At 70.8% G+C, this 25889-nt stretch carries 25 protein-coding genes, 1 tRNA gene and 2 pseudogenes; 14 read left to right on the top strand and 14 right to left on the bottom strand.

The features are described 5' to 3' along the window. Positions 1-8: 8 nt before the first annotated feature. From ACGFNV_RS31690 to ACGFNV_RS31675, 4 genes are read right to left on the bottom strand one after another with little or no spacing between them, the layout of a single operon-like run. Positions 9-704 (bottom strand): DUF6286 domain-containing protein, encoded by a 696-nt coding sequence (locus ACGFNV_RS31690; RefSeq protein ID WP_393627128.1) that lies wholly within the window; start codon positions 702-704, stop codon positions 9-11. After that, positions 701-1147: an Asp23/Gls24 family envelope stress response protein gene (locus tag ACGFNV_RS31685; RefSeq protein ID WP_393627127.1), complete on the bottom strand. Its 447-nt coding sequence runs from the start codon at positions 1145-1147 to the stop codon at positions 701-703. The genes ACGFNV_RS31690 and ACGFNV_RS31685 overlap by 4 nt, the downstream gene beginning before the upstream one ends. Then, on the bottom strand, positions 1144-1371 hold the full coding sequence (locus ACGFNV_RS31680) for a hypothetical protein (protein ID WP_030967540.1): 228 nt from the start codon (positions 1369-1371) through the stop codon (positions 1144-1146). Before ACGFNV_RS31680 ends, ACGFNV_RS31685 begins: the two co-directional genes overlap by 4 nt. A gap of 36 nt (positions 1372-1407) precedes the next feature. After that, on the bottom strand, positions 1408-1839 hold the full coding sequence (locus ACGFNV_RS31675; RefSeq protein ID WP_393627126.1) for an Asp23/Gls24 family envelope stress response protein: 432 nt from the start codon (positions 1837-1839) through the stop codon (positions 1408-1410). Between the two features lie 202 nt (positions 1840-2041). Here ACGFNV_RS31675 and ACGFNV_RS31670 point away from each other — a divergent pair, with 202 nt between their 5' ends. Then, on the top strand, positions 2042-2848 hold the full coding sequence (locus ACGFNV_RS31670; protein ID WP_393627125.1) for a hypothetical protein: 807 nt from the start codon (positions 2042-2044) through the stop codon (positions 2846-2848). Positions 2849-3196: 348 nt separating this feature from the next. Continuing rightward, on the top strand, positions 3197-4177 hold the full coding sequence (locus ACGFNV_RS31665; protein ID WP_393627334.1) for a fatty acid desaturase family protein: 981 nt from the start codon (positions 3197-3199) through the stop codon (positions 4175-4177). Between the two features lie 187 nt (positions 4178-4364). Here ACGFNV_RS31665 and ACGFNV_RS31660 read toward each other — a convergent pair whose 3' ends face one another. Beyond that, positions 4365-5384, bottom strand: a complete 1020-nt coding sequence (locus tag ACGFNV_RS31660) for an LD-carboxypeptidase (protein WP_393627124.1) — start codon at positions 5382-5384, stop codon at positions 4365-4367. A gap of 31 nt (positions 5385-5415) precedes the next feature. Then, positions 5416-6424 (bottom strand): annotated as a pseudogene (locus ACGFNV_RS31655) (IS630 family transposase). A 274-nt stretch (positions 6425-6698) separates the two neighbouring features. On the opposite strand from ACGFNV_RS31655, the gene ACGFNV_RS31650 reads away from it, so the two are divergent. Together ACGFNV_RS31650 and ACGFNV_RS31645 are read left to right on the top strand one after the other, a co-directional pair. Next, positions 6699-6775, top strand: a tRNA-Arg gene (locus ACGFNV_RS31650). Positions 6776-6944: 169 nt separating this feature from the next. Further along, positions 6945-8090 (top strand): alpha/beta fold hydrolase, encoded by a 1146-nt coding sequence (locus ACGFNV_RS31645; RefSeq protein ID WP_393627122.1) that lies wholly within the window; start codon positions 6945-6947, stop codon positions 8088-8090. Positions 8091-8300: 210 nt separating this feature from the next. On the opposite strand, the gene ACGFNV_RS31640 is transcribed toward ACGFNV_RS31645, so the two are convergent. From ACGFNV_RS31640 to ACGFNV_RS31630, 3 genes are all read right to left on the bottom strand, one after another. Next, positions 8301-8585 carry a hypothetical protein gene (locus tag ACGFNV_RS31640; protein ID WP_393627120.1) on the bottom strand — a complete coding sequence of 95 codons (285 nt, stop codon included), beginning with the start codon at positions 8583-8585 and terminating at the stop codon, positions 8301-8303. 144 nt (positions 8586-8729) lie between these two features. After that, a complete protein-coding gene (locus ACGFNV_RS31635; protein ID WP_393627118.1) occupies positions 8730-8999 on the bottom strand; it encodes a hypothetical protein in 270 nt (89 codons plus the stop codon). A 432-nt stretch (positions 9000-9431) separates the two neighbouring features. Beyond that, complete coding sequence (locus ACGFNV_RS31630; RefSeq protein ID WP_393627116.1) at positions 9432-9707, bottom strand: hypothetical protein; 276 nt, start codon at positions 9705-9707, stop codon at positions 9432-9434. 265 nt (positions 9708-9972) lie between these two features. On the opposite strand from ACGFNV_RS31630, the gene ACGFNV_RS31625 reads away from it, so the two are divergent. Beyond that, a complete protein-coding gene (locus ACGFNV_RS31625) occupies positions 9973-10263 on the top strand; it encodes a chaplin (RefSeq protein WP_393627115.1) in 291 nt (96 codons plus the stop codon). A 96-nt stretch (positions 10264-10359) separates the two neighbouring features. Here ACGFNV_RS31625 and ACGFNV_RS31620 read toward each other — a convergent pair whose 3' ends face one another. The 4 genes from ACGFNV_RS31620 to ACGFNV_RS31605 all read right to left on the bottom strand — a co-directional run bounded on the left by ACGFNV_RS31620 (position 10360) and on the right by ACGFNV_RS31605 (position 13226). Next, positions 10360-11226: a tyrosinase family protein gene (locus tag ACGFNV_RS31620; protein ID WP_393627113.1), complete on the bottom strand. Its 867-nt coding sequence runs from the start codon at positions 11224-11226 to the stop codon at positions 10360-10362. After that, positions 11210-11698, bottom strand: coding sequence for a tyrosinase family oxidase copper chaperone (locus ACGFNV_RS31615; protein WP_393627111.1), 489 nt, complete (start codon positions 11696-11698; stop codon positions 11210-11212). Before ACGFNV_RS31615 ends, ACGFNV_RS31620 begins: the two co-directional genes overlap by 17 nt. Positions 11699-11903: 205 nt before the next feature. Beyond that, entirely contained in the window at positions 11904-12182 is a 279-nt protein-coding gene (locus tag ACGFNV_RS31610; protein ID WP_393627109.1) for a hypothetical protein, read from the bottom strand. 210 nt (positions 12183-12392) lie between these two features. Next, complete coding sequence (locus ACGFNV_RS31605) at positions 12393-13226, bottom strand: hypothetical protein (RefSeq protein WP_393627107.1); 834 nt, start codon at positions 13224-13226, stop codon at positions 12393-12395. A 378-nt stretch (positions 13227-13604) separates the two neighbouring features. On the opposite strand from ACGFNV_RS31605, the gene ACGFNV_RS31600 reads away from it, so the two are divergent. The 8 genes and pseudogenes from ACGFNV_RS31600 to ACGFNV_RS31565 all read left to right on the top strand — a co-directional run bounded on the left by ACGFNV_RS31600 (position 13605) and on the right by ACGFNV_RS31565 (position 23210). Then, the gene (locus tag ACGFNV_RS31600) at positions 13605-14690 is read left to right on the top strand and encodes a DUF3344 domain-containing protein (protein WP_393627105.1); all 1086 of its coding nucleotides are present in this window, start codon (positions 13605-13607) and stop codon (positions 14688-14690) included. A gap of 50 nt (positions 14691-14740) precedes the next feature. Then, positions 14741-15919, top strand: a pseudogene (locus ACGFNV_RS31595) (glycosyltransferase family 4 protein); the annotation flags it as partial. 272 nt (positions 15920-16191) lie between these two features. Further along, complete coding sequence (locus ACGFNV_RS31590) at positions 16192-17619, top strand: exopolysaccharide biosynthesis polyprenyl glycosylphosphotransferase (protein ID WP_393627103.1); 1428 nt, start codon at positions 16192-16194, stop codon at positions 17617-17619. A gap of 5 nt (positions 17620-17624) precedes the next feature. After that, complete coding sequence (locus tag ACGFNV_RS31585; RefSeq protein WP_393627101.1) at positions 17625-18965, top strand: O-antigen ligase family protein; 1341 nt, start codon at positions 17625-17627, stop codon at positions 18963-18965. Next, positions 18962-20653 (top strand): murein biosynthesis integral membrane protein MurJ, encoded by a 1692-nt coding sequence (gene murJ, locus ACGFNV_RS31580; protein WP_393627099.1) that lies wholly within the window; start codon positions 18962-18964, stop codon positions 20651-20653. Before ACGFNV_RS31585 ends, murJ begins: the two co-directional genes overlap by 4 nt. Continuing rightward, positions 20637-21401, top strand: coding sequence for a polysaccharide deacetylase family protein (locus ACGFNV_RS31575; protein WP_393627097.1), 765 nt, complete (start codon positions 20637-20639; stop codon positions 21399-21401). The genes murJ and ACGFNV_RS31575 overlap by 17 nt, the downstream gene beginning before the upstream one ends. 1 nt (position 21402) lies before the next feature. Continuing rightward, the gene (locus ACGFNV_RS31570; RefSeq protein WP_393627095.1) at positions 21403-22557 is read left to right on the top strand and encodes a glycosyltransferase; all 1155 of its coding nucleotides are present in this window, start codon (positions 21403-21405) and stop codon (positions 22555-22557) included. Then, on the top strand, positions 22554-23210 hold the full coding sequence (locus tag ACGFNV_RS31565; RefSeq protein WP_393627093.1) for a lipopolysaccharide biosynthesis protein: 657 nt from the start codon (positions 22554-22556) through the stop codon (positions 23208-23210). Before ACGFNV_RS31570 ends, ACGFNV_RS31565 begins: the two co-directional genes overlap by 4 nt. 62 nt (positions 23211-23272) lie before the next feature. Here the strand turns inward: ACGFNV_RS31565 and ACGFNV_RS31560 are convergent, their stop codons facing one another. After that, the gene (locus ACGFNV_RS31560) at positions 23273-24472 is read right to left on the bottom strand and encodes a glycoside hydrolase family 26 protein (RefSeq protein WP_393627091.1); all 1200 of its coding nucleotides are present in this window, start codon (positions 24470-24472) and stop codon (positions 23273-23275) included. Between the two features lie 161 nt (positions 24473-24633). Between ACGFNV_RS31560 and ACGFNV_RS31555 the strand changes: the two genes are divergently transcribed. Continuing rightward, the gene (locus ACGFNV_RS31555; RefSeq protein WP_393627089.1) at positions 24634-25887 is read left to right on the top strand and encodes an ATP-grasp domain-containing protein; all 1254 of its coding nucleotides are present in this window, start codon (positions 24634-24636) and stop codon (positions 25885-25887) included. Positions 25888-25889 lie beyond the last annotated feature (2 nt).

Genomic DNA, 25889 nt, shown 5'->3' with positions numbered 1-25889 from the left:
GGATCACCTCAGCCCTTCTTGGGGCGCCGGACGCGCACGGCCAGTGTGGGTTGCCGGGCCAGGCCCAAGGACGTCACGGCTTCGCCCAGCTCGGCGTCCAGGTCGGAGCGAACCTCCTCAAGATCGCGGAAATGTGCCCGTGCCCGCGCTTTGACCTTCCGGCGTCCGACATCGACCTGTGCCGATTGGACACCGGGCACCTGCATGGCCCGGTCGCGCAGAACCAGGGCGGCCGCGCGGCGGTCGAGCCCGGCTCGGACGTCCTCTGTCCCGGGGATGCCGGTTGGCTGCCGCATGGGCAGCAGCCTGCGCAGTCCCGGCGTCACCGCCAGCAGGAAAAGCCACAGGCCGAGTGCCATCGCCACCGCGGCCCCGACGATCATCCAGACGTCGTCCAGGGGCCGTGTGGCCAGTTCCTCGGCGAGCCGCCGCCGCCAACGCATCGCATTCCGGCCTGCCCGCACCGCGACCACGTCGTACAGGAGAAATCCGACGGCCGCGGCGGACAGCAGGGCTGCCAAGGCCGCGGGAATCCGCCGCGACGACCAGAAACGGTGCGCCGACCGGCCTGATCCGTCGATCACCTTCGTATTCGTAGCACTCTCGGCCGCTCCCGAGGTGCCGTCGGCGGACGGAGCCGCCTGTCCCGGACCGGAGGAGAGGTCGCTCTCACCCGTCGGCTGCCGCGAGGTCTTCGCGCTCATCGCACCCTCTCCCGGTCCGTGTGCCGCGTATGCGCCGAGTGCAGTTGCCCGACCGAGACCGCGAGGTCGGACACCTCCATGCCGGCCCATGCTCTGATCCGCTCGGTGACCTCCCGGCGCACCGCGGCGCACTGCGCCCCGATGTCGGACGGATAGCCGAGCTCGACGGTGATGTGCAGCCGTGCCTCGCCGAGCATCGCCTGCCGTCCGTCGGCGGCCTCGGCGTCCCGTCCTGCGCTGGTCCGTTCCGGCGCCCGACGCACGGATGTGCTCACGTGTGGCGTCCGGCGGCCGGGTGGTACGTGGCCGGCCGACTCGGCGAACCGGCTCAGCGCCTCGCGCGCCACCCGAGCCGCCATCTTCGCGACGACCCGGTCGGTGACGGCGGTCGCCCCGCGCTCCCCGCGGGGGACACCCGGACGCTCATCGGCTTCCCCGCTCACCGCCGCCAGTCTCCCCGAGCCTGTCGCCGGTCATCGCGGATCCGCTCCTGCCGGTCCCGGCGGCGGACGAAGTCGCCCGGTTCGAGATCACCCTCCGTGAACCGCCCGATGACGAGACCGACGAGACCCAACCCCAGCACCAGCAGGAAAGCCCAGAAGTTGCCGAAATACGCGGCGAAACCCAGCGCCATTCCGGCCATCAAGCCCACCACGGCCCTGCTCATTTCGCACTCCTTCACTCATGCGGGCTGCCGCCCCGGCTACTGGATCCGCTGCCGCTCCTCCCCTTCCTCCTCCTCGTCGGGCAGCTTCACGTCGCTGACCATGATGTTGACTTCCACGACTTCCCGACCCGCCATCCGCTCCACGGCGGAGATCACGTTCTCCCGCACCGCGGCGGCCACGTCCGTGATCGAGACGCCGTAGTCGACGACGAGCTCCAGATCGATGGCCGCCTGCAGCTCTCCAACCTCGACACTGACCCCGCGCGTGGCGGATTTGCCGCTGCCGGCGCCGGGCATCCGCTCCCGCATGGATCCCATCGAGCGGGCGAATCCGCTGCCCAGGGCATAGACGCCGCGTACGTCCCGTGCCACCATTCCGGCGATCTTCTCCACCACCACATCGGCGATGGTCGTCCGGCCACGAGAACCGGGCGCAGCGCCGATCCTGACGCCGGTGTTCTCAGTCATCGGGATATTCCTCCCTCACGAGGCCACAGAGCACCAATTACTAGGATAATAGTCCTTTTAGTACCTTTTGCCCGGCTGTAGAGCGTGAGACGGGGTGGTCCGACGAGTGGCCTGAGGCGCCTGCCTCGAGTTCTCGCGGACACTCCGGGCAGAGCGCCGCGGGAAGAGAACCGCGGCCGTGGAGAAGAAGGGTGAGAGGCCAGTGTCCGAGGCGTGGACGCAGACAGTACGAAGCCAGCTTGGCCTGGGCCGGCTGCTCCCGCTCGGCGGGCCCGACGACGGGACGTGGATCACCGAGCAAGCGGCCGTCCAGGCCCTCGGGCGCACTGCCGCCGAGGTCCCCGGTGTCCGACTGGAGTCCCTGCGCATCGGGTCGGCACCGCTCCAACCCGTGTCCGAACCGGCCGTCCGTCCGCCGGCCAGCGCGCTACCGCCTGGCCCGCTCACCATTGAGGCCGCCTTCACCGCATCCCTCGTGCGGCCGCTGCCGGAGACCGCCGACGAATTGCGGAGCACACTGCTGGGCACGGCCACGGAACGGCTCGGGCTGGCCACGGTGACGGCTGACATGCGCGTAATGGATCTCCGTGAGGTCCCGGAGGCAGGCGTGGCGTCTCGGACCGCGGCGACGGCCATGAGGCCCACGCCGGAGGCTGCGGCCGCGCGGAGCTCGCCCCCGGTGGCCGGAACAGGGTCCATGCGGGGACTCGTCGGGGAGCTGGCGGACGTCGCAGCGGGTGTGCCGGGCGTCGCCCACCTCACCGCCGTGCTGGGCAGCCGCCCGGTCAGGGTGGAGGACCATGATGATCCACCTGGCCGACACATCGAGGTTCACCTCGCGGTGGGCCCCGGACACCATCCATTGCAAGTCGCCCGCGCCGTCCGGGAGGCGGTGGCCGAGGCAGCCACCACTGGCACCCCGGGCCCGGTCACCGTCGCCGTCCTCATCACGGAAACCGCGGCCTGGCGACGGACCTCTCCGGTCACCGTGATGAGTGCCCCTCAGTGATCAGCCAGCCCCCCTTCACCAGCCGTCCCCGGCTCTTCCCTGAAAGTGCGCGGACCGCTCCACATTCCTGTCCTGCCACGGTGTGAGACCTGCCTGGCAGGGAACCCGCATGCAGACGAAGGGCCCGCGCTGCCGCCGACAGACGAAGCAGACGTCGTCCTTGCTCCGCGGTCGCGGATGTACATCCGCAACGGCAGAAGCGCATCCCTTGCCTGTGGGCCGGTCTCAGCAACTCCCAAGGCGGCGTCTGACCATCTGCCTCCTTCGGAGAGAGTTTCAGCAACATGACCACAAACACCGCGGTACGCCCCCCACCCTCGGAGACGCCCGGCCAGTGACTTCGCCCGGCTGTCGAGGAAGATCGCTGATGCCGGCCTGCTGGGGCGCCGTCCCGGCTATTACGCACTGCGGATCACCGTCGTCGCCGGGCTCTACGTCGGTGGGTGGGCCGCCGTCGCGCTCATCAGTGACAGCTGGTGGACCCTGACCGTCGCCGCCTTCCTGGCCGTCGTCTTCGGCCAGGTCGCCCTGCTCGCTCATGACGCGGCCCACCGCCAGGTGTTCCGCCGCCGCCGGGCCAGCGAAGCATCCGGGCGGATCGCCGGCGCCGGCATCGGGATGAGCTACGGGTGGTGGCAGGACAAGCACACCCGCCACCACACCAACCCCAACCACGAGGACCTCGACCCCGACCTCGACCCCGACCTGCTGGTCTGGACCCAGGACCAGGCCCGGGTCGCCACCGGGCTCCCCCGCCTGATCGGCCACTGGCAGGCGTTCCTGTTCTTCCGGCTCCTCACGCTGGAGGGCTTCAACCTGCACGTGTCGAGCGTGCGGGCGCTGGCCAATCGCTCGCTCAAGCACCGAGCGCTCGACGGCGCCCTGCTGTTCGCGCACTTCGCGCTCTACCTGGCCGTCCTGTTCTGGTTGCTGCCCCTCGGTATGGCGATCGCTTTCCTCGCCGTCCACCAGTGCCTGTTCGGCGTCTACCTCGGCTCCCTCTTCGCTCCGAACCACAAGGGCATGCCGATCCTGACAGGCGAGGACCGCCCGGACTTCCTGCGCCGCCAGGTGCTCACCTCACGCAACGTGCGCGGCGGCAGGTTCACCGACATCGCACTGGGCGGGCTGAACCACCAGATCGAGCACCACCTGTTCCCCAGCATGCCCAGCCCCAACCTGCGCAAGGCCCGGCCCATCGTCCGGCGCCATTGCGGGGACCTGGGCGTGGAGTACGTGGAGACCGGGTTGATCGCCTCCTACCGGTTGGCCCTCGCCAGTCTCCACCAGGCCGGAGCACCACTCCGGCACCCCCGCGTCCCGGCCTAGTGCTCTGACCGCATACGTTCACCGGGCTGGTGATCCCTGACGTCAGGAGCTGAGCTTCTGATCCAACACGAGCCACCAGGTATTCGGCCCCCTACAGGCCGGACAAGCGACCCAGAGCGGCGGTCACCAAGGCGTGAGTTGGCCCCAGAGGGTGCTGCCGGGGCCGTCGGCTCACTATCCGCAGTGCTCAGCTGACCGGTCCCGTCATCGCGTGCGGCTCTACCGCCGGCTCGAGCAGCGACAACGTCCGCTGCTGCGCATCGAGGCCGACGCGGATGCCGACTGGCATCGGTAGATTCGGGCCGGCATGCCCGAACTCGACGTTGCCCAGGACCGGGATGTCACGGTCGCAGAGGACGTCGAGGACGATCTCGGGCAGAGTAGGAGACGCGCCGGGCTCGAGTCCACTGATCTCGCGCGGAACGCCCACGACCATGCCGGAGATCCGATCGAGGATGCCGCAGTGTCGCATCACCTGCAGATAGCTCCACACGTGCGATGCCAAGCCGCCCATCTCCTCCCAGAACAGCACTGCACCGTCGAACCATTCGAGCGGCAGCGCGAAACGCGTCGCCTGCGCCAGCACGATGCGATTGATCACCCCGCCGATCAGCCGACCTTCGACACGTCCAGGACGCCAACACTCCCACGACGGGCTCGCAGGCAGCGCACCAATCGCCTCGGTACCGGTCAGCAACCTGGAGTAGAGCTTCTCGAGTTCCGCTTGGCGCGCCACGGGCGCAGACTGCCAGTGTCCGCCGAAGCCAGGGACGGCCATGTCGGCATGGAACCCGACCAGACCCGTGCGCGAATAGAGCACCAGATGCAGCAGCGAGATGTCGCTGTAGCCGACGATCGGCTTGGGGTCGGCCCTGATCGCCTCGACGTCGATCAGGTCAAGGTAGCCGAGCGCGGTCTGGCCGCCGTCACTCGCGACGATCGCGCGCACTTCAGGATCCCGCAGAAGACCATTGAGCTCCCCGGCGATCTCCGCCGGCGTGGCCGCGCTCCACCAATGGCGGCGTCCTACTTCGAGTAGCGGAGCCCGGCGCACGCGGAATCCCATCCGCTCGAGCACGACCACCGTCTGCTCGATGTTGGGCCCGTAGGCGGCTGGCAGCGGACCGGACAGCGATGCGATGACAACGAGATCTCCGGGCCTCAGAGCACGCGGTCGAAGCAGTCGAGGCAGTGCAGAACTGGTCATGGCGTCAGCGTCGCCGGTGCCATTGGTAGGGTCACTCGACTTTCGCCGATCGTCCGCCCCAGCGCAGGCCCTTCTCGCTGCGGATGCGGGCTCGCTCGCTGCGCTGGGCCGCGAGCACATCTGGATGGCGGGCGTTGGTGTTGCGCCAGCGCAGGTAGGCGTGCAGGGCGCGAGTCTGGACGGTGTGGTTGCTGTAGTGGGAGTTGGCGACGGTGAACTGCCGCAGTGGCCCGAAGTGGGCCTCGATCGGGTTGGCCCAAGACGCGTAAGTCGGGGGGGAAGCACAGCTCGACCCGGTTCCTCTTCGCCCAGCGCCGGATCGTGTCGCCCTTGTGGGCGGATAGGTAGTCCAAGATGACCTAGATCGGGGCGCCATCAGGGCGGGCCGCGCGGATCGACTTCAGCGCGGCCAGGATGTTCGCGGCGCCCTTCTTGCGGCGGTTGACGCCCCACAGGGTGTCGTCGCCGACGGAGTAGCAGCCGTGGAAGTACCGGACGCCGTGGGTGCGGTGGTAGGTCGCGGGGTGCCGCTCCGGGTGTCCTTGCTCGGCCCAGGCCCCGGCGGTGGGGCGGATGCCGAGTGGGCCGAACTCGTCGAAGGCGAAGACGCGGTCGGTGAAGCGCTCCAGGACGTGCTCGATGCGGTCGAGCTTGGCGTCGCGCTCGGGGTCGGGGGACTCCTTCCAGGTCTTGGTCCGCTGGAAGGTGATGCCGCGGCGGGCGAGCAGGCACCGTAATGCCTCGCGTCCGATGCGGATCACGCGGCCGTGTACTTTCCGCAGGTAGCCGCTGAGTTTGCGAATGGAACAGCGGGTGAAGGGCTGGCCGAGCTTGGTCGGGCGGGTGGTAGCCGTTTCGACGACGAAGTCCTCATCGTCAGGGCTGAGAAGGCGGGGACGGCCTCCCGCCCAACGAGGGTCCAGACAGGCCAGGCCGATCTCGTTGAACCGGTGGATTACGTCCCGGATGGTGTCCTCGTCGGCCTGGACCAGCTGCGCGATCACAGGGACCCGGTTCCCGCCGGCCGAGGCCAGCAGCATCAACGCGCGCCGGTAGCGCACCGAACTGGTGCTGCCCCCGCGCACGATCTGCTGCAGTTTCTGCCTCTCCTGTTCGGTCAACCAGCGCACACTGGCTGTACCAGGCCGCTACCGTCGGCACGGCAGCTGCCCGGCCGACAGCGTTGGCATTCGGGTTAATTCGGTCGACGGTTGTCGAGTCGTCCAGGGGCGGCAGTACCAACCGGCCTGCCCTGCCTGTCGAATCCGTGCCGAAGTCAGGTCAATGAGACACCGAGCAGGAGAAGAGAAGCAGGCCAGCAGGGGTGTGACACCCCACCCGGAAAGCGCCTTCTAAGCGCTTGGCCGCAGGTTCGAGTCCTGCCGGGGGCGCAAACCCAGCCTCACCAGCACCTATGCCGGTGGGGCTTCTTCGTGGCCCGGTCGCACGGCACGCGCAGACCAAGCGCCTCCCTGCGGGCGCTGCAGCCCGTGGGCCGCCGTCACCCCCGCCGACGACTCCGGCGAAGCCCCCGCCCAGGCGCACCCAGACCAGGCGGCATTGCGCAACGAGGTCCTCAACCGGCCCACAGGACGGGATTCCCCCTGGCCGACTTCGACCACTGGGTTGTTTTACCAGAATCGCCCACAAAGCAGTGATTACATCCAGATGGCGGGTTTTCTGGTAACTCTGGAACGGTTCATTGCAGTTCCATCCACCCCGGAGCCGCTCATGCGCACTGCCGTCGCCATCGCCCAGGACTCCTCCAACATGAGTCGTCGCGAGCCTGTTCCTCCAGCATCGGAGCAGGCGGAGGAGCGGAGCCTCGTCTTCGAGGGCTTCGCGTACGACTGCCGTATCGTCCACCAAAGCGACCCGCAGACGGCTCCGTTGCTGCTGCTCGGAGGCTCGTCCCAGGACAGATACTCATGGCAGCGACACGAGAAGTGGCTGGCCCCACTGTGCACGTTGATCACCGTGGATCTACCCGGTTACGGCAGCTCGGACTTCCTGCCTGCCCCATACGGCATCGACTTCCTCGCCGCCGCGGTCAAGCACATGCTGGTGGAGACCGGCATGCCGCAAGTCAATCTCTTCGGCGGCTGCTTCGGGGAAGTCGTCGGCCTCCGCTTCGCCCAGCTCTATCCCGAGTTCGTCAGTCGCATCGTCTTCTGCGGCGCGGCGAAGCGTCTTCCCGAGATCTACACCGACGCCGTGCCGCGTCTGTCGCGCGCGCTCGAGCGGGGCGAGATCTCGGAGGCCGCGGACGGACTCGTACGGCTGTTCATGTCGAACCCGGCTGCCGGCCAGGTCCGCAAGCACGCGGCCGTGGCACGCCTTCTCCACCGGCAGTTCATGAACCAGACGCCGGAGGAGATCAGGAAAGCGGTCGAGCACAACACGAGGCTCGTGACGCACGGTTGCTACGAGCCTCTGCCCCTTCCCGATGTGCCGTCCCTGGTGTTCACAGGGGAGTACGACACTTTGTGCACCCCTCAGATGGGCCGCGAGGTGGCCGCGACGATGCCCGCCGCACGGTTCACGACGATCAAGGAAGCCGATCACCTGGTCACCGTCGAACGCATGCAGGAGGCGTCGGACCTGATCGGCCGGTTCTGCACCGACCGCCCCATCGGCGACCTGCCGTACTGCAACCCCATGGAGTCGCCCCATGCCGACCTGGCCTGTGCGACAGGGCGCCGATGAGTGACCCGCCCCCTGCTCCGGGAGCAGGGGGCGGGGGGCGCCGGCGCTTCGACGGCGGCTTGCAGCGGCTGGTGACCGGCTCTGACAGCCAGAAGACAGAAGAGGATGGCCGGGACCCGAATTCGGGTCCCGGCCATCCTCTTCTGTGCGACTTGGCTCACGTGACGGGTAGCCGGCGTGAACAGGGGCGCCGCGGCTGCCTGGGGCGCGTCAGGACTTCTTGCCGGGGACGACGACGTTGCTGACGCAGGTGACCTGGCTCTGTGAACTCGGGCAGCTCTGCGTCGACTCGTTGACGACGTGGACGTTGCCGAGCTTGTCGGTGGTGACCTTGTACTCGTTCACTTCCACGCAGCGAACGTGCCCCTTGCCGTCGTCGACGCACGAGCCGGGGCCGGCATGGCCGAAGGCCTGGACGGCCCCGACACCGATCAGAGCGAAGCCCCCGAGGACTCCGGCTGCCGCTGCCGCTGTGATCTTCTTCGAATTGAGCATCTGTCTTTTCCTTTGCGGTCGACCCCTCGTGGCTGACGGCGGGTCGCTCCGGATGCTTGGGCCGGCAAAAATGCCAGGCGGCAGGTCCCGGGGCTCGGACACCTGGTCGAGCCCCGGGACCTGCCTAGATCACCTGATCAGTGATCACTTGCCGAGGGAGAAGTTCTGGGCGCAGGTCAGGGACTCGCGCTCGCTGTTGTCCTGCTGAGCCAGGCCCAGGATGGCGAGGTTGACGTTGATGTCGTCGATGTTGATGAGCCCCGTGGTCGAGTCGTTCTGCTCGCACGTCTGGTGCTGCTTGTTGTCGAGCTTGACCTTCTCGCCCCCGTCCGAGGCGTGGCCGAGGCCGGCGCCGAGGAAGCTGACGCTGCCGAGCATGGTCACGACGACTGCGGCCTTCTGGTACTTGCGCATTACCGCTCCGTTCTCAATCGACACGATCCGTGATGGATCGGTCACTCACGGTTGCCAACTGTAGGTTGCGTTTACGGCCATTGCCACGCGAAACGCCCAGCCACGTCAGTTTTTTGGAAAAGTGCACACCTGCGCCACTACGCACACATCGGGCGCGTCAACGCCCTCCACCTCCTGTATGCAGTGAATCCGGCCCTCGCCGTCGTCGACGCACCCACCGGGGCCGGCCTCGGCGAGGGCCGGACGGCTCCTGCACCGATCAGAGTGAGGCCCCTGAGGGCTCCCGCCGCCACAGACGCGGTCTTCTTCGACCTGGACATCCGTCCCCTTCCTTCCGTTACGGCCCGGCAAAACGCAAGCTGGCAGGCCCCGGAGCTCGGACATGGTGCGAGCTCCGGGACCTGCCTAGATCACCCGATCAGCGATCAGTGATCACTTCTTGCCGAGGGTGAAGCTCTGCGAGCAGGTCAGGGACTCACGCTCGCTGTTGTCCTGCTGGGCCAGGCCGAGGAGGGCGGCGACGTTGACGTTGACGTCGTCGATGTTGACGAGGCCCGTGGTCGAGTCGTTCTGCTCGCACGACTGGTTCTGCTTGTTGTCCAGCTTGAACTTGCCGTCGCCGTCCGAGGCGTGGCTGATGCCCGCGCCGAGGAAGCCGACGCTGCCGAGCATGGCCGCGACGACCGCAGCCTTCTGGTACTTACGCATTACCTCTCCGTTTCTCGAGTGGACACAAGCCGTGACGGCCCGGTCACCTTCAGTTGCAAACGTAGGCTGCGGAGACCTCTTTTTCCATGCGAAACGCCCGGTGTCGTAAGTTTCCTGAAAAATCCCATCGCAGCGCCGCCAAGGGCTCACAGCAAAGGAGTGATCCGGAGATGGCCGTCGTGACCAATCCCAGGCCCTCGCGTTGAAGGGGCAGTGCGGCCGCGTGTTCTGCTGCCGCACTTACCGAGTCACTAAGGAGAACGTGATGTCTCGCATCGCGAAGGTTGGCGCTGTCGCTCTCGGAACGGGTGCCGTGGTGCTCAGTGGGGCTGGTCTCGCCTCGGCGGACGCCGGCGCCGAGGCCGCGGCGATCGGTTCGCCCGGCGTCCTGTCCGGCAATGTGGTCCAGGTTCCGATCCACGCCCCGATCAACGTGTGCGGCAACACCGTCACCGTGATCGGTGCTCTCAACCCGGCCGTCGGCAACTTCTGCGAGAACGGCGACAAGAAGAAGGACGACAAGAAGGCCCACTACGGCCGCAGCAGCCGTCACTGACATCTGTCGTCCTCACCCGAGAGGACATCAGTCGTCCTCACCCAAGAGCCCCGGCGCCCTCGAGCGCCGGGGCTCTCCCCATGAACCCGCCTCACCTCATGCGTACCGGTAGATCCGGCCGACATCCTCCAGTTCGTTCGGCGTCTCGTCCCACGGCGGCAGCTTCTGGTGCCGTGCCACGATCCGCTCGTGTTGCTCATCGTCGGGGCCCGGCGGTGTGGCGGGGAGGTAGCGCGCCCCGCGGTGCCGGCGCTGCCAGCGGTACCACTGCAGGTCGATGAAGGCGTGGTGCAGCCAGAAGACGGGGTCGTTGACGGAGGCGCCGCCGAGCATGGCCCCGCCGACCCAGCGGTGCACCCGGTTGTGGTTGTGCCAGGAGGTGCTGCCCCGGCCGCTTCCCCAGCCTTCCAGCTTGTTGCGGAAGCCTCGCGTGACCGTCGAGTCCCAGGGCGCCACATCGTAGGCCGGGTCCCCCAGCGCCTGCTCCAGGTCGCCCTTCGTGGGCAGATCGATCGGGTCGCGGGGGTGACCGAGGTCCCGGGTGAGGAACACCTCGTCGGTCACGCCCACCTTGATGGTCCAGTTGCCCTCCCGATGGGCGAACGGACCGGTCATCACCTGGTGGTCGGAACGGCGCCCGTTGCCACCGAGGAGGTCGGCCGTCCAGGGCGCGGAGGTGGTGGTGCGCTCGCGCGTCCAGTCCCAGTACGGCACGGTCACCGACGAGTCCACCCGGCGTAGCGCGCGCTCCAGATCCAGCAGGAACCGGCGGTGCCACGGCAGGAAGGAGGGCGCCATGTGCGCGACGCGCAGTCCCTGCTCGCCGTCGGGCGAGAAGTACTCGATGTGCGTCCGCACGAACGCGTCGTACTCGCCCCGCCGTTTGACCTCCAACAACGCGTTGACGAACCGGCGCTTCTCGGCCCCGGTGAGCGTGCCGACGTCCCTACGCACGTACGCCATGCCGGTCCCCCCTGTGCGGGTTTCCCGGGGCCAGGTCGCGCAGCAGCCGGCCGGGGCCGAGTTCGTCGACAGCGGCTCGGGCGGCCTCGAGCGGTGTCCGGTACGAGCAGTAGTGGTCGACCATGCTCAGCCAGGTGCCGTCGGCACGGCGCATCAGATGCAGAGGGCGGCCGTCGACCGTGACCTGCCACCAGCCGTCCTCGCCTGCACCGTGCGCAGGGGTCCACGCACCACGGATGCGGTGGCCGCGGTAGGTCTGGGCGAAGACGGTGTCGTCCGGGGCCCGCCCCGGCCCGGATCCGGGGGGCTGCGTCGGGAGGGCTCCGGCCACCGGGGCCAGGGCGGCCGCAAGCGCGCAGGCGCGCAGACCGCGCGCCACATCACGCCGTGTTGTCCCCGCCGGTCCGGGCCGCACCGGGCCCGTCGCTCCGATCTCGGCACCCACCGGCACCCCGTCGATACCAACACCCATGCTTCACCCCTCGTTCGGTCCGGTTGTCGTAGCGATAACCGCCGAACGTCCCGCGCGGTCACCGCCGCGTGGACAGAGCGAAGTCGTGCGGGTCGGGGGCCGTGGGTGGGGCGTCCAGAAACAGAGCCGGCGTCACCGTCCGGCATACGGAGGGGCGACCCTCGAACTCCACCGAGGGCCGCCTCCGTGTGACGTGGTCTCAGCCTTACAGGTACAGGTTGCCGTGCACCGGCTTGGCGTCGTTCACCACGGTCGCGGCCTCCTTCGCCGCGCGGACCACCGACTCCTTGCTCCCGAGCATGGCCGACTGGCTGAGGGGGAGCCTGGTGTTCACGGCGCCGCTGAGGTCGGTGGCCGCCACGTCGGGGGCGCTCTGGCCGGTGGGCGCCAGGGCGGGGGCGTTGTGGGCGGACGCGGGCGTGGCAGCCCCGGCGGCAGCGATCAAGGACCCGGCAAGGACGGCGGCAGCCTTCAGGGACTTCATCGTGTTCCTTTCTTCGGCGACGCAGGTCGCCGGAGGCGAGCTTCTGTCGTCGTACCTAACGAGCCGCGGCCTGGGCGGAAACCGGAGGTGCCGAAGATTGCAAGTCCTCATATGAGATCTCTGACAGACCGAGGAGCAGCAAGCGGTCGTGGTGCCGGCCCTGGAAGGCGGCACCACGACCGGGCGGGCGAAAGCCCTGCCGCACGACGCTCACGAGGCCGGCAGCAGCACCGAATTCGACATCGTGATCGTGGGAAGCTCGTCGCCCGACACGGAGGTGACCTGCGTCGACGACACCTCCGTCGACGAATCCGGTGTCGACGATTCCGGTGTCGACGACGTGGGTGCCAACAACGTCGGTGCCAACGACGTCGGTGCCAACGACGTCGGTGTCGACGTGCCGGACAGCGTCGGCAGCAGAGGCAGGCCGCCTCCGGTCAGGGCGTCGATGAGGTCCGCCAGCTCGGTCAGCAGGTCGTCCGCTGTCGGAAGAACCTCGTCCTCGTCACCGGAGGTGATCGCGTCCAGGAGGCTGTCGACGGCGTCCTCCAGGTCGTCCAGCGCCTCCTCCACGGTGTCCAGCGCTTCGTCCACGGCGTCCAGTTCGTTCTCCACGGTGTCGGGGTCGTCGCTCGCGGGAGCGACGGCGGGCGCGGCGGGCACCGCGGGAGCCGGCAGCAGCACGCCGATCCCCGGGGCAGGTGTTTTCGGCGTGACCAAGGCCGCCGGAGCCTTGGCGGCCGCCTTGGCGAGGGCGGCCTTCGCGGCAGCTCCCAGTTTCCTGGCATCGGCGACGGGCGGTCGGCCGTGGTCCGCTCCAAATACTGCCTGCAGCAGGTCGGCGACCGGGGTGAGCTCGCCCCCGTTGATTGTTCTGGCCTGCGCGAGAACCGCGTCCGTGCTCAAGAACCGCACGTGGGGCGATGCCGCATGGCTGTGCTCTCGAGCCGGGTCGGCCGCCACGGCGGCGGGGCCGGTGATCCCGACCAGAAGGGCGGCGCACAGTGCGCTGGACGCGACGCGCCACGCGGGCAGAGTGGGCATGGTGGGTCCTCTCGACGGGCGTTGGATCTTGAGCCCACCGTGCAAGCACCCATCACTTTCCGCAACCGATCATACGCTTTTAGTGATCCGATGCTTCCCTCTGCTGCCGCGTCCAGCCTGCCCAGACGTCACGTCAGGACTGCTGCGCCGCGACCCGCGTTCGAGGGAACGGAACCGGCCGACCTCCGTCACGGAACTCCGGGGAGGAAGACGCTGGTTTCACGATTCCGACACACTTGTCGGATTTCATCGAATATAGCCGTCTTTATCCGGTCGATGGTTAGAGTGCGAACCGCGTAGCGCACTCCTCAGCGCGGACACCTCGCGCTCGTGCCGCTGCTGTCACCCCCCACCTGCTGCGAAAGGGCACCGACGGTCATGCGCCATTCCCTGGGTCCGCCGCTTCGTCGTGCAACCGTGGGCGTCCTCGCCCTTGCCGCGATGTGGGCACCGGGCGGCTCCCCCGCTGCCGCGAGGGTCGCACCGCCCGCACCGGAGGCGGACAGCATCGCGTTCACCCAGCGGTACCGGGCGCACCAGCACGGTGGCATCGTGCGGGCGGCCAACGTCTCCATCAGCTGCGTGCCGGGCTCGCCACCTTCGTGCCGGGACGTGCAGGGCGGCGGGCGCGGGGTGAACGGCGACTTCGACATGTTCTACAGCGACGTCGACAACGACCCGAACACCTACAACTCCTCCCGTGCGGAGGTCCGCCTGCCCGCCGGTTCCCGGGTGACGTACGCGCGCCTGTACTGGGGCGGCAACCTGCGCGTGGGCGAACAGAAGCCCCCGGAGGACAACGGGCGGGTGCTGATCGCCGAACCCGGCGGGGAGTACAAGGAGCTCCTCGCGGACACGGTCGTCGGACACCGCGTGGCGGACGGCGCGGACGCCTTCCAGGCCTCGGCGGAGGTCACGCAAATGGTGCGGGAGTCCGGGCCGGGCATGTACACCGTGGCGCAGGTCAACGTCGCCATGGGCAAGTCGGCGGCCGGGGCATGGGGCGGCTGGACGCTGGTGGTGGCGTACGAGAACGCGGCGGAGCCGCTGCGGCGCCTCTCGATCTGGGACGGCTTCACACCGCTGCGGTCCGGCGGGCAGGAGATCCGGCTGCAGGACCTGGACCTTCCCGCCGGCGCGGGGGGCCGCGTGGGACTGGTGGCGTACAACGGCGACCGCGGCACCACCGGCGACTCGCTCACCCTGACGACGGCGTCCGCCTCCACCGTCCTCAGCAACTCCGCCAACCCCCGGGACGACGTCCTGAACTCCACCATCAGTGAGCCCGGAGCGGATGCGGCACGGGTGCCCGCGTACACCCACACCCTCGGCTACGACTCCGACGTGTTCGACCTCGACAAAGGCCTGCAAACGGCCGGTGCCCAGGCGACCTTCCGGCTCCAGTCCCAGCAGGACGCGGCGTGGGCCGGTGTGCTCTTCGTCGCCGTCGACGCCCAGCGGTGAGCGCATTGTCGCCCGCCCCGAGCACCTTCGTGAGCGAGAAAGCCGCGCATATGCACCTGTCACCCACCGCCTCTCGGCCGCGGGTTCTGCACCTCACCCAACCGGTGGACGGCGGGGTCGCGCGCGTCGTGACGGACCTGGTGCGGGCACAGCTGGCGGCCGGTCTGGACGTCACCGTGGCCTGCCCGGACAGCGCGCTCACCGCGGAACTGCGGGCGCTCGGCGCGAAGGTACGGCACTGGCCCGCGACGCGGTCGCCGGGTCCGTCGCTCATGCGGGAGGTACGGCACCTGGCACGGGTGATCGAAGAGGTACGCCCCGATCTGGTGCATGCGCACAGCGCGAAGGCCGGTCTCGTCGGCAGGCTCGCGGTGCGCGGACGGATTCCGACGGTCTTCCAGCCGCATGCCTGGTCGTTCGAGGCGGTCGACGGGGGCACCGCGGCTCTGGCGCTCAGATGGGAGCGATGGGGGGCGCGTTGGGCCACGCGGGTGGTGTGTGTGAGCGAGGCGGAGCGGGCGACCGGCGTACGCGCCGACATCAACGGCCGATGGACCGTCGTCCCCAACGGCATTGACCCCGAGCGCTTCCACCCCGCCGACGCCGGCGCCGTGCGGGCCGGGCTCGCACCGCTCGCCGGCATCCACCCGGCGGTGCCGCTCGCCGTGTGCGTGGGGCGGCTGTGCCGGCAGAAGGGGCAGGACGTCCTGCTGCGGGCGTGGGAAGCCGTCGTGCGCAGGGTGCCCGACGCCCGCCTCGTCCTGGTCGGCGACGGGCCGGACCGCGAGCGACTTCGCGAAGACGCCCCGGAGTCCGTGCTGTTCGCGGGAGCCGTCGCCGACGCCGCCCCTTGGTACCAGGCTGCCGATCTCGTCGTCCTGCCGTCCCGCTGGGAGGGCATGGCCCTGGCCCCGCTTGAGGCGATGGCCTGCGGGCGGCCCGTGGTGGTCACGGACGTCGACGGTGCCCACGAGAGCCTGCCGTCCTCCTTCACCGCCCGGTGCCTGGTCCCGCCGGAGGAACCGGCGGTGTTGGCCGAAGCCGTCACGGAGCTGCTGCTCGACCCGCCGCTGCGCGCATCGCTCGGCACCCGCGGCCGCCGGCACGTGCTGGCCACCCACGACGTGCGGCACACCGCAGACGCGGTCGCGGACCTCTACCGCGACCTGCTCGGCACGTGGCCCACAACCGAAAGGGCGCGGCCGTCCCGAGCGGTCGAGCCCGCCGAGGCCCTCGGCGCCACGAGCCCGGGTCCGAACCACGGCCGGATCAGCGCGCGGCGTCTGGTCCGGGCGATCGCAAGGCGCCGGAAGGACCTCGCAGCGGAGCTACCAGGGGCTTCGGGCGACGCGACGAGCATGCGTGCCGGGTGGCGCGCGCCCGTCCGGAGTTCGGACCCGGGCTCTGACCACGGTCAACCACTCGACACAGGCTGTGGCGCCGAGGCGAACCAGACGCCACAGCGCGTCGAGCCCACCCAGGACAGGGAGTCGATCCACTCGTGACCGCCGAACATACCGTCCCCTCCCCCGGCGTCCCGCCACGGGACCACGGGTTCTCAGCAGTCTCGGTCATGCCGCCACGGGAGACCACCACGGGTTCCCGGTTCCCCGCCCCGCGGCGCCCGGCCCGGTCGGCCTCACCGGTCCCGTTGCTCCTCGCGGACGGTGTCGCCGCCCTGTCGGGCACGTTGGCGCTCGCCGAGGCCGAGCGTCATCCGCTGCTCGTCAGCCTGCTGATCGTCGCGTCGCTGCTGCTGCGCCCCCGCGACGGCCGGCCGCCGGTGCCGGGGCTGCTGGAGGAACTGCCCACCGTGTGCGGCCGCATCGCGGTGGTCTGGCTGGCCCTCTCGGTGCTCTCGGCGGCGTACCGGCCGGAGCACGCCCTGTCCGTCCGCACCGTGCTGGCGGGCATCGCCGTGCAGGCGGCGGCGGGCTGTGTGCTGCGCGCGGTGGTGCACGGGCGAAGACGCGCCAGGTTGCTGCGCCACCCGCAGACCGCGCTCGTCGTCGGTCCGACGGCGACCGCGCAGCGCGTGGCCGCCGCCGTGCTGCGCCACCCGCGGTGCGGTGTGCGGCCGGTGGGGATCGTCGCCGAGCAGCCGGACGGCACCGAGGGCCTGCCGGTCCTGACGACCGGCGAGGAGGTCGAGCGCGCGGTCATCCAGAACGGGGTGCAGGCGGTCCTGACCGTCCACCCCTCCGTGCGCGCCGAACAGGGGGCGCTGCTGCGCACGTTGGCCGAGTCGGGGTGCGTGGTCTGGGAGGTGGACGCCGTCTCCCCGTCGTACACGACGAAGGAGCGGCTGGCGGGGTTCACCTGCCGGCGTCTGGACCTGTCCCCGGTGCGCCGCGACAGCGCGGGCAAGCGGATGCTCGACGTCCTCGTGTCGGGGACGCTGTTGCTGCTGGTCAGTCCGCTGCTGTTGGCGTTCGCGGTGATGCTTCGGGTCAGCGACGGGCCGGGTGTGGTGTTCCGGCAGGAGCGCATCGGCAGGAACGGGAAGCCGTTCACGCTGCTGAAGTTCCGTACGCACCGCCCGGTCGACGAGCGCGAGTCGGCGACCCGGTGGAGCGTGGCCAACGAGAACGAGATGCGCTGGTTCTGCCGTATGTTGCGGCGCACCTCGCTCGACGAGTTGCTCCAGCTGTGGAACGTGCTCCGAGGCGACATGAGCCTGGTCGGGCCGCGGCCCGAACGTCCCTATTTCGTCGGGCAGTTCAGCCAGACCCACCCCGGTTACTCGGCCCGCCACCGCATGCGGACCGGCATCACCGGCCTCGCCCAGATCCACGGCCTGCGCGGCGACACCTCGATCGAGGACCGCTGCCGGTTCGACAACGCCTACATCGACGACTGGTCGCTGTGGCAGGACGTCTGCATCCTGCTGCGCACCGCGGCCACGCTGGTGCGCCCGACGGGGAGCTGAAAACCGTGAGCCACGCCCTGACACCGCTCGCGCGCCGGGCCGCCGCGCTGACGCCGGTCCTGCCCGTGGTGGCCGTGCCCGTCCTGCTGGCCCTGCCGTTGACGCGGGACGGCGCGGGGCCCGCCGACGCGGTCTCGGGGCTGGCGGTGGTGTACTGCGTGATCCGTCTCCTGCGCGAACGGCGCGGCCCGTTGTCGCCCACCGCGGCCGTGGTGCTGTGCCTGCCGGTCGTGGGGCTCGCGCTCGCCGCCGTGGGGGCCTCCTCGCCCCAGGCAGGGCTCGCCGGCCTGGGGCGCTATCTGCAGATCTTCGTGCTCGTCCCGGCGGCCGTGCTCCTGCTGATCCGTGACCGGGCCGACTTCCGCCTGGTGGCCTGGTCGTTCGTGGGACTCGCGCTGTGCCAGGGCGCCCTCGGCGTCCACCAGTACGTCACCCGGACCGGCGCCTCCTACCAGGGCGCGGACATCCGGGCCGTCGGCACCTTCGGGCCGCATGACGTGATGGGCATGGCGACGGTCGTCTCGCTCGGCCTGGTGTGCGCGGTCGGGATCGCACTGGGCCGGGCGTCGGTACGGCAGCGGGCGACCGCCGCCGGGTGCGCTCTGGCGCTGCTGTCGCCGCTCGCCCTCTCCTTCAGCCGGGGCGCCTGGATCGCGACCGCCCTGACCTGCGCCGTACAGCTGGCCCTGGTCGGGCTGCGGCGCGCGCTGAAGGTGGCCGCGGCCGTGGCCGCCGCGGGGGTGGTCCTGGTGGGCGGGCTCGGCGTCGGTTCGGAGCTGCTGCAGCAGCGGATCGACAGCATCACGCAGGTCGCCGACACCCCCGACCAGTCCGTCGTCGACCGCTACACCCTGTGGGCGTCCGCCACCGACATGTGGCGTCAACACCCCCTGACCGGCGTCGGGATGAAGAGCTTTCCCGAGTACCGGGACGGGCACGCCACCCTGGCGCTGTCGTCGGCCAGCGACATCGAGGGCGCGGGAGTGACGTACTCGAGGCAGCCACTGCTGTCGCCGCACAACATGTACCTGCTGGTGCTGAGCGAGCAGGGCCTCATCGGGCTGCTGGGGCTGGCCGGCAGCTGGCTGGCGCTGCTGGTGTGCGGGCTGCGGAGGCTGCTGCGCGTCCGCGCCCGGGGGCCGGGACTGGACTGCGCGCTCGTCGCCTGCGGGCTGCTGGTCTGGCTGCTGACCGACTTCGTGTACGGGGACATCGGCGGCCCCTCGACCGTGCTGACCGCGGTGGGCCTGGGGCTCGTCACCTGGTGGGCGCTGGCCGGCCACGAGCGGGTGGACGAGCCTCGGTGCGGAGTGCGGGAGCGCGTCGAGGAGGCCGTGGCGCGATGACGGTAGTGCCTTCACAACCCCCGGGGTCCGAAACCGAGGTCGCGGCGACCGTACCCGCGGCGCGTGCCGCCACCAAGGCCGCGGAGGGCGCCGACCCGACCTCCCCGGCCTCCGGGAGGTTCCTCGCCAGGGCCGCGCTCGTCACGGCGTCGCTGTCCATCGCCGGCTCACTGCTCGGCCTGGTGCGCGACCAGGCGCTGGCGCGGCTGTTCGGCGCCGGGAGCGACACGGACGCCTTCCTGGTCGCGTGGACCGTCCCGGAGTTCGCCGCCACGCTGCTCATCGAGGACGGTCTGGCCATCGCGCTGATCCCGGCGTTCAGCATGGCTCTGGCCCGCCGGGCCCGCGGCGCTCCGGGCGACCCGGTCCGCGCCCTGGTCGCCGCCACCCTGCCCCGCCTCTGCCTCGCCCTCGCCACGGTGGCCGCGTTGGTCGCCGGCAGCGCTCCCTACCTGGTCCGGGCCCTCGCGCCCGGGCTGCCCGACCCCCGCCTCGCCGCCGACTGCACCCGGCTCACGGCGACCTGTGTGCTGGCCTTCGGGCTCGCCGGGTACTGCAGCGCCGCCCTGCGGGCACACCGCCGCTTCCTCGCGCCCGCGGCGATCTACGTCGCCTACAACACCGGCATCGTCGCCGCGATGTTCCTGTTCGGCGACCGCTGGGGCGTGCGGTCCGCCGCGGTCGGGGTCGCGGCGGGCGGCTGTCTGATGGTGGTGGTGCAACTGCCGTCGCTGTGGCGGCAACTGGCGTCGCGCGGGCCGACCCCCTGCGGGACCGGGTCCGATGCCGAAGGGCGGCCGATGCAGGTCGCCCTGGTCGCCGCCGTACTCCTCTTCGCCCTGTGCCGCCAGTCGCAGGTCCTCGTCGAGCGCTTCCTGGCCTCCTCGCTGCCCGCCGGTGCCATCTCCCACCTCAACTACGCGCAGAAGGTCGCCCAGATCCCGATGACGCTGTCGCTGATGGTGTGCACGGTCACCTTCCCGGTGGTGGCACGGGCACTCGCGGACGGCGACACCGAACGGGCGCGCAGCCGCGTGGAGCGGGATCTGGCGCTGGCCTCCTGCCTGGTGCTGCTGGGCATGTGCGCGGTGATCGCCGCGGCCCCGCAGATGGTCGAACTGCTCTTCCAGCGGGGCGCGTTCACCGCGAGTGACACCGCGGCGACGGCGGACGTCATGCGGGTGTACGCCCTCGGACTGCTGGGCCAGACGCTGGTGGGCGCCCTGGTCCGCTCGTACTTCTCGGCGGGTCGGCCCACCTGGTATCCCGTCTGCGTGATGACCGCGGGCATCGCCGTGACGTCCGTGATCGGCGTCGCGACCGTGCGCGTCTGGGGCGTGGCGGGGATCGCCGCGGCCAACGCCCTCGGCATCACCGTCACGGCCGCCCTGATGCTCGTCGGCCTGCGAACGGCGCGGCAGAACAGCCCCTACGGCGTCTCGATCCGCCTCCCGCAGGTGCTGGCCGAGCTGAGCAGGTCCGTGTGCGCCGCGGTCGTCGCCACCGCCGCCGGGGCGTTCGTCGCCGGCCGGCCGGAGTCGCCGGTGGCGGGTCTCGCGGCCGGCTGCCTCACCGTGACCACCGTCTTCGTCCCGCTCACCTGGGCCCTGGGCGCCCAGGGCTTCGCATCCGCACTGCGCTCCGCGAGCGCCGTCACACGAAGGCTCACACATGGTCGCTTCCGTTGAATCCGTCGACACCGGCAGACTCCCCGCCGCACGCCCGGCCCCGATCCCCTGGGTGGCCATGTACCACTCGGTGGGCGACTGCTCGGACGACCCGTACCGCATCACGGTCACGCCCGAGCGGCTCGACCGGCAGCTGGCGTGGCTGCGCCGGCGCGGGCTGCGGGGCGTGTCCGTGGCCGAGCTGCTCGCCGCCCGCGCCCGAGGGCTGGGGCGGGGCCTGGTCGGACTCACCTTCGACGACGGGTACGCCGACTTCGTCACCGAGGCCCTGCCGGTGCTGCACCGTTGGGACTGCAGCGCCACCCTCTTCGTGCTGCCCGGGCGGCTCGGCGGCGAGAACGCCTGGGACCCGCTCGGCCCACGCAAGCCGCTGCTGACCGCGGACGGCATCCGGCAGGCGGCCGCCGAGGGCGTGGAGATCGGCTCGCACGGGCTGACGCACGTCGACCTCACCCGGGCGGACAACCTCACCCTCCGGGCCGAGGTCGGCGAGAGCCGCGCGTTGCTCACGCAGTTGACCGGCGCCTGGGTCGACGGCTTCTGCTACCCGTACGGCACGGTCGACGCCCGCGCCGTCGAGGCCGTACGGGAAGCGGGTTACACCTACGCCTGTGCCATCGACCCCGGCCCGCTGACCGGTCCGCACGCCCTGCCGCGCGTGCACGTCGGCCAGAACGACAAGGGTCTGCGCCTGTACCTCAAGCACCGGCTGCACCGGCTGCGCCGACGTCAGGTGGAGGGCGTGTGACGTGAGGGCTCTGCACATCATCACCGGCCTCGGCGTCGGCGGGGCCGAGCAGCAGCTGCGTCTGCTGCTGCGTCACCTGCCCGTCGACTGCGACGTCGTGACGCTCACCAACCCCGGTGCGGTCGCCGAGGGCCTCGTCGCGGACGGCGTCCGCGTCACGCATCTCGGCATGGGCGGCAACCGCGACCTGGCCGCGCTCCCCCGCCTGGTCCGCCTGATCCGCGCCGGGGGCTACGACCTGGTGCACACGCACCTGTACCGGGCCTGCGTCTACGGCCGGCTCGCCGCACGCATCGCCGGGGTCCGCGCGGTCGTCGCCACCGAACACTCCCTGGGCGACTCCCAGATGGAGGGCCGCAGGCTGACCGCCGGGGTGCGCGCGCTGTACCTGGCCAGCGAGCGGCTCGGCTCGGCGACCGTCGCCGTCTCCCCGACGGTGGCCGACCGCCTGACGCGCTGGGGCGTGCCCGCGCCCCGCATCGAGGTCGTCCCGAACGGCATCGACCTGGACCGCTTCCGCTTCGACGAGGAACGGCGCGAACGCACCCGTCGGCACCTCGGCCTGCCGGAGGGCGCGTGGGTCGTCGGGGGCGTCGGACGGCTCACCCGGGGCAAGCGGTTCGACGTCCTCGTCCACGCGCTCACCCGGCTCCCGGACGACCACTGGCTGATGCTGGTGGGCGGCGGCCCCGAGGAGCACGTCCTGCGCCGCACGGCGCACGAGGCCGGCGTGGCCGACCGCGTCCTGTTCACCGGCGAACGCCCCTACGTCCCCGACGACTCGCACGGTCCCGACCTGCCCTCGCTCACCTCCGCCATGGACCTGCTCGCGTCCCCGTCCACGGACGAGGCCTTCGGTCTGGCCGTCGTGGAGGGGCTGGCGGCCGGCCTGCCCGTGCTCTACGCCTCCTGTCCGGCGCTCGAGGACCTGCCGCCGTCGGCCACCGCCGATGCCCGGCGGGTGCGCGGCGGGCTCCAGGCGTACGCCGACGCGATCGCCGAGGTCCGCGCGGCCGGCCTTCGGCCGCGCACGGCGCCGGAGGTCGCGCACCCCTACAGCATCACCCGCAGCGCAGCCCGCCTCATGGACGTGTACGCGGCAGCGCTGTCCCGTTCCTCGTCGTCCCGCTCACCTCTGGGAGCCAGCCCGTCATGACCGACACTCCGACCCGTCAGCGCCGCCTGTCCCTGGCCCGTGTCAGGAGGCTGCCGTCCTGGTCCGTGCTCGCCACCGGCACCCTCGTCGGGGGTCTGCTCGGCGGCGCGTACGGCATGGTCAAACCCCCGACGTACACGGCCACCAGCTACGTCATCGCCGTACCCACCGCGAAGTCCACCCCGGACTCCGCCCTCGGCTTCGCGCAGGCGTACGGCCGGGTCGCCACGCAGCTCGCGGTGCTCGGAGACGCGCAGGTGTGGGCGGGCGTGCCGGTGCGCACGCTGCAGCACAGCGTGCGCTCGGCGACCTCGCCGGACGCGCCGATGGTCGCCATCTCGGCCACCTCCTCGCGATCCGACCTCGCCGTCGACATGGCCGACGCGGTCTCCCGCGCGCTGACCCGGCACGCGGAGCACAGCAAGAGCAGCACCCAGGTCCGGCTCGTGCAGTTCTCGCGGGCGGTGAAACCGACCGAGCCGACGTCCGCGTCGCCGGCGGTGACGGGTCTGGTGGGCGCGAGTGCGGGTGGACTGCTGTGCGGCCTGGTCCTGCTGGCGCGGCCGCGGGGGACCGGCCGGGACGACGACCCCGCGCCCGCCGCCTCGGTGCCCGGCCCGGCCGCCGCCGCCGATGCCCGTGGACAGCGGTGACGACGGTGTCCCCGACCGGTCCCTCACCCGAACTCGTCGCCGACGGGTGGGGTTTCGATGCCCTACCACCAGTCGGGGAGGCAGATCTTCCCGCCGATCCAGTACTCCACCCAGTCGCCCAGGTCCAGCTCCGTGCAGTCCTCCGAGGGCGCCGGCGCGTCGGGTGCGGTGGGCGTGGTCGGCTCCGGGGTGGGCGTGGGTGTGGGAGTCGGGGTCGCCTCGACCGGACGGCCGAAGAGGGCGGACCGGTAGAAGTGGGACGACATGGGGTTGGCGTCGCACTGCCACACGCCGTGCGGGCAGTAGTCGGTCAGCGTGTTGTAGAGCGGCCTGTGCTCGTCCATCCACGCGAGCATGCGCCGCATGTACTCCACGTTGTCGCCGTTGCGGAAGAGCCCCCATTCGGGATACGAGACCGGTTTGCCGTGGGCCTTCGCGAAATCCACATGCCTCTGCAGGCCGTAGGGCTCTCGTACCTGCTCGTCGAACGACATCCCGGTCGGCTGGTCGTAGGAGTCCATACCGATGACGTCGACCGTGTCGTCCCCCGGATAGCACTGCGTCCAGGGCACGTCGTCGAGGCCGCGGGTCGGCGTGAAGTCGAACTTGAACCTCTGGCCCGGCACCGCGCGCATGGTGGTGACGATCCTGTTCCAGTACGTCTTCCAGGCCTCCGGGTCCGGCCCGCAGCGATGGGTGTACGTGGTGCCGTTCATCTCCCAGCCGAGCACGAGGACCGCGTCCGGCACGTCCAGCCGGACCAGCCGCTCGGCGAGGGCGCGGAAGTGGTGGTCGAACTCCCCGGCCGCGCCCTGGCGCACCAGCTGCCGGACCTCGTCGTCGGGGACGCCTTCCTCGTTGCGCGCCTGCATGGGGACGTTGAGGACGAGCATCCGGTCGGCCTTCTGGTTGCGCCAGTGCGCCCACGCGTCCAGGAAGCCGATGTCGCCCTCGATGTCACTCCAGCGGTTGCCGGGCAGGTAGGTGTGTCCGACGCGGAGTTCGGCACCGCCCAGCCAGTGGCTGAACTGTGCCATGCGGGCCACACCACGGGCGTCGGACTTGAGGAAGGCGCCGAAGGGCGGTGCCTCCCTGCCCGGCTCCGGGGTGGTCGTCGGGGTCGGCGCCGGAGGGCGAGGATCGTCGGCTCGCACCACCCGCACCCCCGCCGGGGGGCCGTACGCCAGGGCGGCCGACACGGCGACCGCCACCGCGCCCGCGGCCAGCCAGCGGACCCGGACCCGCTTGTGCCGTGGGGCCATGTCTGCATTCTTCGCTGTCATCGGCCTTTTGCCTCGGTTTTCTTATTGACGAGCAGTCATATGAAGTCAGGCACAGAAAAGGCAATGACGCCATTGCCGTTGGGGCTTTCGAGTACTGCGCTCACCCGCACGGGTGAGCCGATCCGAGAAAGAGAGAATTCGTGTCGCTTCTCGACACCCGCGTCCCCGCCGTCCTGCTGCGGATCGACCGGAACCCCTTTCACCACGGAACTCTGGGGGCCGTCCGTTCGCTCGGAAGGGCGGGAGTGGAGGTGCATGTCGTCGCCGATTCGGCGAGAAGTCCCGTCCACGCGTCGCGTTATGTACGGCGGATGCATCCCCCGCCCCTTCCGGGAGCGTCCGCGGACGACATCCTCGTCGCGCTGCGCCGGGTGGCCGAGCGGATCGCGCGTCCCGCCGTCCTGATCCCGATGGACGACGCGAGCGCCATCGCCGCGGGACGGATGCGGGACGAACTCACGCCCTCCTACCTGCTGCCGACGATGCCGGGCACGCTGCCCGAACGCGTCGCCGACAAGGCGGAGCTGGCCGCCGTGTGCGCGTCCGCGGACATCCCGCACCCGGTGACGCTGGTCCCGGACAGTCCGGCGCGAGCCGCCGACGACGCGCGCCGGCTCGGACTCCCCCTGGTGGCGAAGTGGAGCCGGCCCTGGCTGCTGCCTGTCGGCAGCGGGCTGCGCAGCACGGTGCTGGTCCGCTCCGAGCAGGAGGCCCGGGAGCTGTACCTGCGCACCGAGGAGGCGGGCAGCCGGCTGCTGCTGCAGGCGTACCTGCCGCCGGGAAAGGACCGGGACTGGTTCTTCCACGGCTACGCCGACCGCTCGGGTGCCGTGCGCGCGGGCGGGCCGGGCCGCAAACAACTGGCCTGGCCGCGCGGGGCGGGGCTGACCGCGGTGGGCTGCTGGACGCCCAACCCGCAGGTGCGGGAGCTGGCCGAGCGGCTCATCGGCGAGCTGGGCTACCGCGGCATCTTCGACCTCGACTTCCGCCGCTGCGGCGCGACGGGCGGCTATCACCTGCTCGACTTCAACCCGCGCCCCGGCGCCCAGTTCCGGCTCTTCGCGGACAGCGCGGGGCTGGACGTCGTACGCGCCCTGCACCTGGACCTGACGGGCCGTCCGCTGCCGGCCGGGGCGCCCCTGGCCGGGCGGGAGTTCGTGGTGGAGAACTACGCCCCGCTCGCCGCGCTGCGTCCGGCGCCGGCCGGGCGCGAACTGGCCTGGTACGCCCGGGACGACCGCGTTCCCGGATGGGCGATGTGGGCCCAGTGGTGCCGTCACGTGTCCCGGCGGGTGTGTGAACGGCTGGGCTCGACGACTGTGGCGCCGACGCCACGGCCGATCCCGCGGGCGGCCTCGCCCTCCTCTGTCGACAACGAGAAAGCGAGCAGTTGATG

It is taken from the genome of Streptomyces sp. NPDC048751 (genome assembly GCF_043198595.1).
GTDB lineage: Bacteria > Actinomycetota > Actinomycetes > Streptomycetales > Streptomycetaceae > Streptomyces.
Note: the sequence above shows the minus strand (reverse complement) of the source record. Positions and strands in the feature narration are given on the sequence as shown.

What these genes read in the sequence shown, in the direction of transcription:
- ACGFNV_RS31690 (WP_393627128.1), bottom strand. Translation starts at nt 704, where the DNA reads ATGAGCGCGAAGACCTCGCGGCAGCCGACGGGTGAGAGCGACCTCTCC.
- ACGFNV_RS31680 (WP_030967540.1), bottom strand. Translation starts at nt 1,371, where the DNA reads ATGAGCAGGGCCGTGGTGGGCTTGATGGCCGGAATGGCGCTGGGTTTC.
- ACGFNV_RS31675 (WP_393627126.1), bottom strand. Translation starts at nt 1,839, where the DNA reads ATGACTGAGAACACCGGCGTCAGGATCGGCGCTGCGCCCGGTTCTCGT.
- ACGFNV_RS31660 (WP_393627124.1), bottom strand. Translation starts at nt 5,384, where the DNA reads ATGACCAGTTCTGCACTGCCTCGACTGCTTCGACCGCGTGCTCTGAGG.
- ACGFNV_RS31640 (WP_393627120.1), bottom strand. Translation starts at nt 8,585, where the DNA reads ATGCTCAATTCGAAGAAGATCACAGCGGCAGCGGCAGCCGGAGTCCTC.
- ACGFNV_RS31635 (WP_393627118.1), bottom strand. Translation starts at nt 8,999, where the DNA reads ATGCGCAAGTACCAGAAGGCCGCAGTCGTCGTGACCATGCTCGGCAGC.
- ACGFNV_RS31630 (WP_393627116.1), bottom strand. Translation starts at nt 9,707, where the DNA reads ATGCGTAAGTACCAGAAGGCTGCGGTCGTCGCGGCCATGCTCGGCAGC.
- ACGFNV_RS31625 (WP_393627115.1), top strand. Translation starts at nt 9,973, where the DNA reads ATGTCTCGCATCGCGAAGGTTGGCGCTGTCGCTCTCGGAACGGGTGCC.
- ACGFNV_RS31620 (WP_393627113.1), bottom strand. Translation starts at nt 11,226, where the DNA reads ATGGCGTACGTGCGTAGGGACGTCGGCACGCTCACCGGGGCCGAGAAG.
- ACGFNV_RS31615 (WP_393627111.1), bottom strand. Translation starts at nt 11,698, where the DNA reads ATGGGTGTTGGTATCGACGGGGTGCCGGTGGGTGCCGAGATCGGAGCG.
- ACGFNV_RS31610 (WP_393627109.1), bottom strand. Translation starts at nt 12,182, where the DNA reads ATGAAGTCCCTGAAGGCTGCCGCCGTCCTTGCCGGGTCCTTGATCGCT.
- ACGFNV_RS31605 (WP_393627107.1), bottom strand. Translation starts at nt 13,226, where the DNA reads ATGCCCACTCTGCCCGCGTGGCGCGTCGCGTCCAGCGCACTGTGCGCC.
- ACGFNV_RS31600 (WP_393627105.1), top strand. Translation starts at nt 13,605, where the DNA reads ATGCGCCATTCCCTGGGTCCGCCGCTTCGTCGTGCAACCGTGGGCGTC.
- murJ (WP_393627099.1), top strand. Translation starts at nt 18,962, where the DNA reads ATGACGGTAGTGCCTTCACAACCCCCGGGGTCCGAAACCGAGGTCGCG.
- ACGFNV_RS31575 (WP_393627097.1), top strand. Translation starts at nt 20,637, where the DNA reads ATGGTCGCTTCCGTTGAATCCGTCGACACCGGCAGACTCCCCGCCGCA.
- ACGFNV_RS31565 (WP_393627093.1), top strand. Translation starts at nt 22,554, where the DNA reads ATGACCGACACTCCGACCCGTCAGCGCCGCCTGTCCCTGGCCCGTGTC.
- ACGFNV_RS31560 (WP_393627091.1), bottom strand. Translation starts at nt 24,472, where the DNA reads ATGGCCCCACGGCACAAGCGGGTCCGGGTCCGCTGGCTGGCCGCGGGC.